This window comes from Dolichospermum sp. UHCC 0260 (assembly GCF_009711985.1).
GTDB classification, from domain to species: domain Bacteria; phylum Cyanobacteriota; class Cyanobacteriia; order Cyanobacteriales; family Nostocaceae; genus Dolichospermum; species Dolichospermum lemmermannii.
The window spans coordinates 26,817-37,605 of record NZ_VIKZ01000043.1; the positions used below are offsets into that span (position 1 = coordinate 26,817).

Here is a 10,789-nt window from a genome sequence, read left to right on the forward strand (position 1 = left end):
CAATCTTTGGTGATGATACACTTTTAGACGAACACTTTGATAGTGCTGGTTACCTTTTCAAGGCAACTGTTAATAGTTATGGTAACGACTTCTTGAAAGGGGGTAACGGTAATGATGTAATTACAGCTTCCTTAGGAAGTGACACTTTATCCGGTGAAAACGGGAATGATATCATCACCAGCATTAGTGATTCTAACATACCGGCTGAAAATAAAAATAATGTTCCTATTGGTGCGACAATAGCTGACCTTGTTTTTGACCCAGCATATTTTAATCCTGATGGTCTGCAAGCAAACGATATACTTATTGGTGGTGCGGGTTCAGATACCTTCGAGTTTAAACTGTTGATTAATGCAGGAGTTGATATTTACGAAAAACACATTCAATCTGACGGTACAATTGATTGGATGGGTGTAGCTGGAGAAAATAACAACTATCACGACCACTGGGTTGACGGTATTGGTAGTGATACGATTATGGATTTTAGTGGTACTGGCGGCCAAGGAGATAAGATCAACATTATCGGTCATACTGTCACCTACAAACTTCTTTCAAGCACAGCAACTCAGGTAAAACTGGGACTTTATAGTGATCAAGGGGCTGACGGTAAACGAGGAACAGGCGCTCATGATTTGGATGTACTCGGTATTGTGACAGTCAACCATGATGGCAATTTCAATATCGCTAAGGATGTAGCGGTTCAAACCCCAGATATTGGGTCATTTAGTGGTGTCGTCGGTAAGGAAATTCTCGGTACTTCAGGAAATGACACAATCGTAGGTGGACGAGGTCAGGATAGGATTCTAGGGCTGGCTGGAAATGACGCACTCTATGGTGATACGCCCCTTTTGGCTACAGACTTTGATAGTAATGGTTACTTGAAGTACGCAACTATTAATACTTCTGCTGCTGGCTCTGATAAGTTGAGCGGAGGTCAAGGTAATGATACACTGGAATCAGCCTTGGGAAGTGACACGATGATGGGTGGTAGCGGTGATGATCTGATTACCAGCTTGAGTGACTCTAATATACCAAAACAATCTGTTGCTGTTGGTGCAACTATATCTGATCTTGTCTTCGATGCACAATTTTTTAATCCCGATGGTCTCAAAGCAAATGATACACTCATCGGTGATACTGGGTCAGATACCTTTGAGTTTAAACTATTGATCAATGCTAAGGAAAGTATTTACAAGCAACACCTTCAAACCGGCGGTACTGTTGATTGGATGGGTGTGGCTGGGGAAAATAACAACTATCATGATCACTGGGTTGAGGGTATTGGCGATGATACGATCATGGACTTTAGTGGTAATGGCGGAGAAGGAGATAAGATCAGAATTATCGGCCATACTGTAGCTGTGAAAGTTATTGATGGTAATGGAAAAATTTCTGGAGACATTAGTAGTATTAACATTACTAATGGTATAGATGGTCAAATCAGACTGGGAGTTTATAGTGATCAAGGAGCCGACGGTAAAAGGAGAAATGGTGCCCATGACCTGGATTTACTCGGTATTGTAACAGTCAACCACACTGGTAAATTTATTGGTAGTGACATAACAATTCTAGGTCCAGATATTGGGTCATTTGTTTCCGCTTAACGTGATTTTTAGGTGAAAAAACCACATATTGCATTAGATCAATTTTAGAAATATTGACGCAAATTTTAGTAGGAACTCTTACCCAAAATTAATACAGCACTTCCCGGTGTTATGAGGTACATATTTAGCGGGCAAGATGCCCGCACCACAAGAGTTTCATGATTCAACTTTGTACTTCATCAGATCGGAAACCGCTGTAAATGTAACTTTCTAACCTCTTCCTTTGCGTCTTTGCTCCTTTGTACCTTTGCGCGAAACCTTCTTTCCAAAATTAAACCCCCTGCAAAAAAGCAGAGGGAATAATCAAACCTTAAACCTTGGGTTTAAAAGTCGAAGTAACGTGCAACTCTTTCAATTGTTTTGCGTCCACATTTCCAGGAGCATCTGTTAACAAACAACGAGCTTGTTGAGTCTTAGGAAAAGCAATCACATCACGAATAGATTCCTCTCCAGATAACAACATTACCAAACGATCTACACCGTAAGCAATACCACCATGGGGAGGAGTACCATATTCAAAAGCTTCTAACAAAAAGCCAAATTTACTTTGTGCTTCTTCTGTTGATAAACCAATAGCTGAAAACACCTGTTCTTGAACTTCTCGCTGATAAATTCGCAAACTTCCCCCACCAACTTCAAAGCCATTTAAAACCAAATCATAGGCTTGAGCGCGGGCGGTTTTCAAATCATTGATATCATCAGGATGAGGGGCTGTAAATGGGTGATGTAATGCTTCTAAACGTTTTTCATCTGCATTCCATTCAAACATGGGAAATTCTGTTACCCACAGGAAGTTAATTTTGTCTTTCTCAATTAACTTAAATTCCTTAGCCACAAATTGACGAATTCTGTCTAAAGTTTTATTAACGGTGTTTGTATCAGCAGCCGCAAATAATAACAAATGTCCAGCTTTTGCACCTGTTCTTGTTAAAATTTCCTGCTTTTGTTCCGGTGTTAAATTATCTTTAATTGCGCCAATGGTGTCAATTTCGCCATTTTCCCGCACGCGGATATATGCTAAACCTTTCGCACCTGCTTCTGCGGCTTCTCGGAAAATATCTCCACCTGGTTTAATGCGAACATTAGAAATTGCATCGTTACCGTTAGGAATGGGGAGAATTTTAATGATACCACCATTAGCAACAGCTTCTCGAAAAACTTTAAAACCGGAATCTTTTAAAATGTCGGAAACATCAATTAATTCTAAACCGTAGCGGGTATCTGGTTTATCGCTTCCGTAACGGTTCATAGCTTCCGCGTAAGGAAGACGAGGAAAAGGACGAGGTAAATCAATTCCTTTAACGGTTTTGAAAATATGACAAACTAACTTTTCGTTAAGTTCGATAATTTCATCTTCAGACATGAAACTCATTTCCATGTCTAATTGAGTAAACTCCGGTTGTCTATCAGCACGTAAATCTTCATCCCGGAAACATCGCGCCACTTGATAGTATCTATCCATTCCCGATACCATCAATAATTGTTTGAAAAGTTGGGGAGATTGCGGTAAAGCAAACCATTCACCCTCATTCACGCGACTGGGAAGAATATAATCTCGCGCCCCTTCGGGAGTAGAACGGGTGAGAATGGGGGTTTCAATTTCAATAAAACCTTCTAAGTCTTCCAGGTAGTGCCGCATGGCTTTGATGACTTGATGACGCAATTGCATATTTTGCGCCATGCGTTCCCGTCGTAAGTCCAAATAACGATATTTTAACCGCAAGTCTTCCCTGACTGTTTCCGTGTCTGCGGTGGAAACTTGGAAAGGTAATTGTTTACGGACGGCGTTGAGTAGTTCTATTTTATCCGCATAGATTTCCACTTCGCCAGTAGGAAGTCGAGGATTTAGAGATTCTGGAGGACGTTGGGTAACTCTACCGGTGATAGCTACAACATATTCATTTCTGAGTGCGTTAGCCTGTTCATAGGAGTCTGGGGTGCGCTGGGGGTCGCTGACGATTTGGACAATACCAGAGCGATCGCGCAAATCTAAGAATATCACACCACCGTGATCGCGGCGACGGTCTACCCATCCGTAAAAGGTAACAGTTTCACCAATATGTTCTTTTCGGAGTTCGCCGCAATAGTGAGTTCGCATAGTTGTTAGTTCTTTGGTTCCGGGCTAGGTTGGGTAAATGTCAAGGCTTCCCCATTATCTAGCATTAACATTCATTGTAGTCATTTTCGGTGAAGAAAAATCAGCAAAAATCCTCAACTGGTTATTTTCAGTCTTTATCTCTGGCATAGGTAGTAATAAGCAATTTTCACAAAATTTAACATAATTTGACTAAAACCTGGAATAATACTCGCAAATAAGTGTACAATTTAACAGATAATCTCTTGCGGATGTGATTATGCCACCAGACTACAGCGGTCAAAATCTTCAGGGACGCTCTTTTAAAGGTCAAAACCTGACAGGTGCGAACTTTAGCAAAGCCGATATTAGAGGGGCAAATTTTACAAACGCTATCCTTAAAGATGCTGATTTTACAGGCGCTAAGGCTGGACTACAGAAGCGTTGGGTAATTGGGTTACTAATAATTACGTTGTTACTGTCAGCGCTATCAGGGTTCTTTTCCACGGTTTCTGCTGTATTGTTATCCTCTGCTTTAAGTAAAAATATAATCGCTGGTATAGTCGCACTCATTACATTAGCTATTTTTTGTATCATTACTGCTCGTAAAGGTTTATTGGCAGGTTTAGGAATGGTCGCCGTCGCCTTTGGTGTCGTAGCAGTTTCGGCTGTTACCTCGGCTTCACCCATACAAGGAATTTCAATGGGATTACTTGTTTTGGCTTTTACTGGTGTAGTCACCTGTTCTGTAACCTTCACGTTTGTCTTCTCCTTCGCTTTCACCTTTATTTTTGCCATTTTCTTTACCATTTTCTTTGCCTTGATCTTTGCTGTTATATTGAAACACTGTTTTGTATTTCCCGTCGCTGTAGTTTTTGTAATTTTTAGTGCTTATATCGGCTGGCGTAGTTTAAAGGGAGATGAAAGAGATCCTTGGATTCGCTCTTATGCTATTGCTTTTGCTGCTACGGGAGGCACAAGTTTTTATGGTGCTGATTTAACTGACGCTGATTTTACAGGTGCAATCCTGAAAAACACAGATTTCAGAACAGCAAATCTAACGCGCACTCGTTTTTATGAAGCCAAAAAACTCGATTTTGCTAGACCGGGTAATACTATATTAAATAACCCTGCTGTTCTCAATTTGCTCGTTACTTTAAATGGTAGAGATAAATCTTATTTTGGTGCAAATCTGAAAGGTGCAAACCTAATAGGTGCAGACTTGAAAGAGGCTAATTTTAACAATGCTGATATTATTCAAGCCACTTTTCAAGGAGCTAATTTAGAATGGGCAAATCTGACTCTTACTCAAGCCGTCGGTACTAATTTCACCAAAGCTCATATCACAGGTGCTTGTGTGGAAGCTTGGAATATTGAAAGTACAACGATATTAGATAATGTAGATTGTCGTTTTGTCTACCTTTTAGAATATCCTAAACCTGGAACAGATGACCGGGAACGTCGTCCGAGTAGTGGAGAATACTATTAATGAATTAGCAACAGCACCCGAACCGGATAAACCAGGAATTAAAGAATTATTGACACAATTAAAAACCGCAATTGAAACTGATACTGATTTAACAGCAAAAGACAAAGAAAAGGCCTTAAAACAAGTCAAATCTTTAGCAGAAGCCGCCCAAAATCCTCAGGAAAAACAGGATTTAGCAGATACAGCAATCACAATGTTAAAAGGAACAATTGCTAATTTACCAACGGCGGCCAAATTAGTTGAAGAATGTGGTAAGTTATTACCGTTAATTGCTGGTTTTTTAGGTTTAGGTTAGAAACCCATTTTTTAGCCTAAAAGATTGATTATATAGCGGCTATACAAACAAAGTCCTTCCAAGAGGAATTTAACCCACGAAGGTGGGTTTTGCCCGTGTAGACGCGGTTTCTAACCGCCTTTGAAAATATCGTTAAGAGGGGAGAATCAGCCCTCTTGTATCTGTTAAATGCTATAATCAAACAAACGTAATTTATTTTTTCTATCAAAATATGGAAACAATTGCCATTAAAGTTGATGCAGAAGTTGCCAAAGCCTATCAAGCAGCAGAACCGCAAAAACAGCAAAAAATTCAGACTATTGTTAACGATTTGCTCAAATTAATTATTCAAGATAAATCTCTAGATGACATTATCCAAGAAATGCAAGAACAAGGGAAAAATAGGGGATTAACTCCAGAAATTTTAAATGAGATTCTTCAGAATGGATGAATTACGTTTTGTTGTTGATACAAACATTTTAGTTAGTGCCGTTTTGATTAAGTCATCTATTCCAGATGTGGCATTCAAAAAAGCCAAAAGCTTAGGAATAATTTTATTTTCAGATGCGACTTTTCAAGAACTACAAGAAATCCTCAATCGCTCAAAATTCGATAAATATATTTTTGTGAGTATTCGTACTCAATTCTTAGCTAAATTCAAACTTGAATCAGAAGAAACTGAAATAGTTCAGATGATTAAGGAGTGTAGAGATCCAAAAGATGACAAATTTCTTGAGGTTGCTATTAATGGTAATGCAACTCATATTATTACGGGAGATAAAGATTTATTAGAACTTCATCCCTTTCAAGGAGTTGATATTATTACCGCCACGCAATTTTTAGAAATTTTCTCAGTTTGATAATAAAATAAGCTGTTGTGAATTTAGTTTGTATAATTCTAGCGGGCAAGATGCCCGCACCACAAAGTTCAAGTAAATTATGGTTATCAAATTTAGCTGCGTAACAGCTTATGATAAGAAAGAAATCTTTTAACCTGCGTAGGCAGATTTTGCCCGTGTAGACGCGGTTTCCAACCGCCCAAAAATGCCTTAAACCCCAGTGGTTGCCGAAATATCAATTAACCAGCGAACTGTTTGCGGGAAAATAATCACAATTAACAAGACAATAAACTGTAAAACCATAAAAGGAATCGCACTTTTATGAATATCCAATGTACTCACTTCTTTAGGGGCAACACTTTGTAAATAAAACAAAGAAAATCCCACAGGTGGAGAAATAAATGCGGTTTGTAAATTCACTGCCATAACCACACCAAACCACACCATATCAATATTTAAAGCTTGGGCTGCTGGTACTAATAAAGGCATAGCAATAAAGCAAATTTCAATAAATTCTAAAAAAGCTCCCAAAATAAAAATCACGATATTACTAACAATTAAAAACCCCCAATATCCTCCGGGTAACCCTATTAATAAATTAGTAATCAGAGTTTTGCCACCCAAAGCATCAAACACCAAACTAAACATCGAAGAACAGAATAAAATCATCACCACTAAAGCTGTAATCACTGCGGTAGAATGGGCAGCATCACGAATTAATTGTGGTGTTAACCGTTTATTAAAAGCGGCGAGAATAGAAGCCCCAACAGCACCTACAGCCCCCGCTTCGGTGGGAGTAGCTACACCAAAGAAAATGCTACCTAACACTGCAAAAATTAAAATAATCGGCGGAACAACAGCTTTGAAAACTTGTTTAATTAATTGAGTCCCTTGAGGAATTACCACATCATCTGGTATCATTGGGACTTTTTCCGGTTGAAAAAAAGCTAGTCCTAAAATATAGAGAATATAAGCACCAGATAACATTAATCCGGGAATTAATGCCCCTAAAAATAAATCTCCCACAGAAACACCAATTTGATCACTCAGAATCACTAAGACTAAACTGGGAGGAATTAATTGAGCTAAAGTACCAGAAGCAATAATAACTCCTGAAGCTAATTTTTTATCATAGCCATAGCGTAACATTAACGGTAATGATAACATTCCCATGACAATTACTGTGGCGGCTACGACTCCGGTTGTGGCTGCTAAAACAGTTCCCACTAAAACAACTGCTAAAGCTAATCCTCCCCGGACACGACTTAAAATAATGCCGATAGTTTCTAATAATTCTTCTGCTAATCCTGACTTTTCTAGAACTGCACCCAGAAAGACAAAGAAGGGAATAGCAAGTAAGGTAAAGTTGGACATTGTGCCAAACCAACTATTAGGTAATAGGAGGAGACGCGCCGGATTAAAAGCCCCAACTGCTGTACCAATAAGTCCAAAAACAATGGCTGTGCCGGCGAAAGAAAAAGCGACAGGAAAGCCACTCATGAGAATAAAGAAAAAGCCGACAAACATTAAAATTGCTAACCATTCAAAACCCATATTTTCTCCTATTCAATATTGATATTTTCTGAAGTCTCTAACCTTAGTTGATCTTCTACTTGTTGATAGCCTAATAATACTGCTAAATACTTAATTGCTTGAGAAATACTTTGCAAAAGCAGCAATAATAAGGCTATAGGAACCATAGTTTTGATTGGGGCGCGGGGTAAACCATTAGCGTCAGAAGATATTTCCCAAGTTCCCCAACTACCGTCACTTAATCTGCCCCAAGATTGTAAAACCGGATTGATTGTTACCCAAATACCAAGTAGACAAAAGGGAATTAAAAATAAAACTGTTCCCACAAAATCAACTAAGGCGCGTTTTTTTTCACTCATATTAGTATAGAGAAAATCAACGCGGACATTTTCCCCATGACGTAAAATATAAACAAAGCCGAGTAAGAAAGTTAGAGAAAATAAATACCATTGCAGTTCTAATAAGGCATTAGAAGACAATTGTACGCCAATGAAACGACCCATATAACGGACGACAACATTAAAAAAACCGACTCCAATTGTTAGTAAAACTAGCCAATTCGATAACCATCCCAATTTATCAGCACCATTGTCAATAAACTGAGAAAATTTTAAGAGTTTACGAATTAAGGAAAATCTGCTTGAGTCACGCATAGAACATAATAAATTAAAGGTAAGACCTGAGAATACAGTCAGCCAGTCACCAGTCAGCCAGGGAATAAATTATCTCGTTCCCAGTCTCTGACTGGGAATGACTTAACGGAGGCTCTGCCTCTGCTGTTATTGAAGGCAGAGCCTTCTGGAATTCATTCCCATACAGAGTATGGGAACGAGAAAAACTTTAGTGAATTTTTACTATTAATTCATCAATTGTTCCACCTCCAAAATATCCAAATTTGTCAATTGTGCCACTTGTTCTATAGACATTCCATTCTGTAACAACTTAATAGCAACGTGTCTTAATTGCAATTCAGCTTGTTCTGCCCGTTGTTTTTCCTGTTCTGCAATTTGTTCTATTTCATCTGCTCTTTGTTGTGTAATTATTACCATTTCCTGAGAAGTGGGAAATAATTCACCGTCCAAAGTTGCCCAGCGTAACCAAGTGGCATCAACGCCTCTATAATTACCTTCCCAACGTACCAAAGCTAAATCTAAAACTTTACTCACCAATTGATTTTTCTCATTTAGAGCAATCTGTTGATATGCACCACTGTTAAGATCAAAACCGGCAAAATCATCTGGGTTAAACGGGTCATACCAAAAATATTCAGAAACGCGCATTTGATTTTGATAAATCAATTTTTTCTGATTTTTATCATTGTTAGCTGTGCTTTCTGAAAGTAATTCAATTACTACATCTGGGGGTTTTCCTTCTTCCCAAACTACCCAAGACAATCGTTCTGTTTTCGGTACACCCAAAACAGCAAAGAAATCTGGACCTCGAAAATCTTGATTTTTCAATTGTGCTAAACTGTAGTAGACAAACATATTGCCACCTACGTATCCATCAGTCCTTTGCTCTAACCAAGGCTGAATGGTATCAATTAAAATATCCATTTGTAATTTATGTCTTTGTGTCTCCATGGGGATACCATCATCACAAGGAAGTTCTGCCTGGGTGGGTGGCAGTTTAATGCTAGGTTCAGCCAAAACAGTTTCTAACATAGCCGTTAAATTTAGTTAGAAATTACTTAATATTTTTATACTAATCGGAAATGATCAGCAATTGGCAAAATTATAAGAAATAATAAGTTTTCAGTGTATTAACACAATCAAATCAAACATGATATTGTAGTGAAATCCTCCAGTTAGTCAATAATAGTAACTTTTATGAAACGCCGAGCTATTGTTAACAGATTATCTCAAAGTGCGATCGCTGCCACAGGAGTAGCAATTATTGGTGGTTGTCAAAAAGCTCAAAATAAAACAGCAACCGCTCAAACCGACACCAGTAATCTACCGACAATAAAATGGCAAATGGCGACAAGTTGGCCATTGTCCTTAGAAACTATATTTGGTGGAGCGCAGGTATTAGCAGAACGTGTCAAAGTTCTCACTAACGGTAAATTTATTATCGAACCCCGTGCGGCTGGAGAAATAGCCCCCGGTTTAGAAGTTCTGAATGTGGTTTCCCAAGGTGCTGTACAAGCTGGACATACTGCCGCTTATTACTATATTGGTAAAAGTCCTGCCCTCGCTTTTGGTACATCAGTACCATTTGGACTTAATGCCCAACAACAAAACGCTTGGTTATATCAAGGCGGAGGTTTAACCAAACTGCGGGAAATTTACGCCAGTAAATTTAATGTGATTCAATTTCCTGCGGGAAATACTGGCACACAAATGGGGGGATGGTTTCGCAACGAAGTGAAAACCCTCAATGATCTCAAAGGCTTAAAAATGCGGATTCCCGGTTTAGGAGGGCAAGTTATGGCTAAATTAGGCGTAACTGTGCAGACTCTTCCAGGGGGGGAAATCTTTCAGGCTTTACAAACAGGGGCTATTGATGCGGCTGAGTGGGTAGGCCCCTATGATGATGAAAAATTGGGTTTAAATAAAGTCGCTAAATTTTACTATTATCCAGGTTGGTGGGAACCAGGTCCAACTTTAGAAGTACAAGTGAATTTAGACGAATGGAAAAAGTTACCACCGCAATACCAAGCAGCATTAGAAACTGCTGCATTTCAGTCGAATACAACAATGTTAGCTCGTTATGATGTCCGCAATAATGAGTCCTTAGAGAAACTATTAAAAACGGGTACTCAACTACGTGCTTATAGTCAGGAAATTTTGGAAGCTGCGGAAAAAGCCTCTTTTGCTTTATATGATGAGTTTGCAGCTAAAGACGCTGATTTTAAAGCCGTTTATGAACAGTGGAAACCCTTTAGAGATCGGATGTATGCGTGGAACAATCTCAATGAAGGCAGTTTTGTTCGTTATGCTTATGGAAAAATGAAAGCAGGGAATTGAGAATTTC

At 38.9% G+C, this 10,789-nt stretch carries 9 protein-coding genes and 1 pseudogene; 6 read left to right on the forward strand and 4 right to left on the reverse strand.

Annotation, left to right across the window (positions count from 1 at the left end):
* Window positions 1-1,604: pseudogene (locus FJR08_RS16550) on the forward strand (calcium-binding protein); the annotation flags it as partial.
* Between the two features lie 310 nt (window positions 1,605-1,914).
* Here the strand turns inward: FJR08_RS16550 and aspS are convergent.
* Entirely contained in the window at window positions 1,915-3,702 is a 1,788-nt protein-coding gene (gene aspS, locus FJR08_RS16555; RefSeq protein ID WP_168633916.1) for an aspartate--tRNA ligase, read from the reverse strand.
* A 256-nt stretch (window positions 3,703-3,958) separates the two neighbouring features.
* Between aspS and FJR08_RS16560 the strand changes: the two genes are divergently transcribed.
* From FJR08_RS16560 to FJR08_RS16570, 4 genes are all read left to right on the forward strand, one after another.
* Window positions 3,959-5,167 (forward strand): pentapeptide repeat-containing protein, encoded by a 1,209-nt coding sequence (locus tag FJR08_RS16560; RefSeq protein WP_323294407.1) that lies wholly within the window; start codon window positions 3,959-3,961, stop codon window positions 5,165-5,167.
* The gene (locus FJR08_RS24290; protein WP_323294406.1) at window positions 5,127-5,462 is read left to right on the forward strand and encodes a hypothetical protein; all 336 of its coding nucleotides are present in this window, start codon (window positions 5,127-5,129) and stop codon (window positions 5,460-5,462) included. Before FJR08_RS16560 ends, FJR08_RS24290 begins: the two co-directional genes overlap by 41 nt.
* Window positions 5,463-5,673: 211 nt before the next feature.
* Entirely contained in the window at window positions 5,674-5,892 is a 219-nt protein-coding gene (locus FJR08_RS16565) for a hypothetical protein (RefSeq protein WP_039199250.1), read from the forward strand.
* The gene (locus tag FJR08_RS16570; protein ID WP_168633917.1) at window positions 5,885-6,301 is read left to right on the forward strand and encodes a putative toxin-antitoxin system toxin component, PIN family; all 417 of its coding nucleotides are present in this window, start codon (window positions 5,885-5,887) and stop codon (window positions 6,299-6,301) included. The genes FJR08_RS16565 and FJR08_RS16570 overlap by 8 nt, the downstream gene beginning before the upstream one ends.
* Window positions 6,302-6,490: 189 nt before the next feature.
* On the opposite strand, the gene FJR08_RS16575 is transcribed toward FJR08_RS16570, so the two are convergent.
* From FJR08_RS16575 to FJR08_RS16585, 3 genes are all read right to left on the reverse strand, one after another.
* Complete coding sequence (locus FJR08_RS16575; protein WP_168633918.1) at window positions 6,491-7,834, reverse strand: TRAP transporter large permease subunit; 1,344 nt, start codon at window positions 7,832-7,834, stop codon at window positions 6,491-6,493.
* Window positions 7,835-7,842: 8 nt separating this feature from the next.
* A complete protein-coding gene (locus FJR08_RS16580) occupies window positions 7,843-8,466 on the reverse strand; it encodes a TRAP transporter small permease subunit (RefSeq protein ID WP_174783131.1) in 624 nt (207 codons plus the stop codon).
* Between the two features lie 204 nt (window positions 8,467-8,670).
* Window positions 8,671-9,477, reverse strand: coding sequence for a Uma2 family endonuclease (locus tag FJR08_RS16585; protein WP_168633919.1), 807 nt, complete (start codon window positions 9,475-9,477; stop codon window positions 8,671-8,673).
* Window positions 9,478-9,642: 165 nt separating this feature from the next.
* Here FJR08_RS16585 and FJR08_RS16590 point away from each other — a divergent pair, with 165 nt between their 5' ends.
* Window positions 9,643-10,782 carry a TRAP transporter substrate-binding protein gene (locus FJR08_RS16590; protein WP_168633920.1) on the forward strand — a complete coding sequence of 380 codons (1,140 nt, stop codon included), beginning with the start codon at window positions 9,643-9,645 and terminating at the stop codon, window positions 10,780-10,782.
* Window positions 10,783-10,789: the final 7 nt, after the last annotated feature.

What these genes read in the sequence shown, in the direction of transcription:
- FJR08_RS16580 (WP_174783131.1), bottom strand. Translation starts at nt 8,466, where the DNA reads ATGCGTGACTCAAGCAGATTTTCCTTAATTCGTAAACTCTTAAAATTT.
- FJR08_RS16570 (WP_168633917.1), top strand. Translation starts at nt 5,885, where the DNA reads ATGGATGAATTACGTTTTGTTGTTGATACAAACATTTTAGTTAGTGCC.
- FJR08_RS16565 (WP_039199250.1), top strand. Translation starts at nt 5,674, where the DNA reads ATGGAAACAATTGCCATTAAAGTTGATGCAGAAGTTGCCAAAGCCTAT.
- FJR08_RS16585 (WP_168633919.1), bottom strand. Translation starts at nt 9,477, where the DNA reads ATGTTAGAAACTGTTTTGGCTGAACCTAGCATTAAACTGCCACCCACC.
- FJR08_RS24290 (WP_323294406.1), top strand. Translation starts at nt 5,127, where the DNA reads ATGACCGGGAACGTCGTCCGAGTAGTGGAGAATACTATTAATGAATTA.
- FJR08_RS16560 (WP_323294407.1), top strand. Translation starts at nt 3,959, where the DNA reads ATGCCACCAGACTACAGCGGTCAAAATCTTCAGGGACGCTCTTTTAAA.
- aspS (WP_168633916.1), bottom strand. Translation starts at nt 3,702, where the DNA reads ATGCGAACTCACTATTGCGGCGAACTCCGAAAAGAACATATTGGTGAA.
- FJR08_RS16590 (WP_168633920.1), top strand. Translation starts at nt 9,643, where the DNA reads ATGAAACGCCGAGCTATTGTTAACAGATTATCTCAAAGTGCGATCGCT.
- FJR08_RS16575 (WP_168633918.1), bottom strand. Translation starts at nt 7,834, where the DNA reads ATGGGTTTTGAATGGTTAGCAATTTTAATGTTTGTCGGCTTTTTCTTT.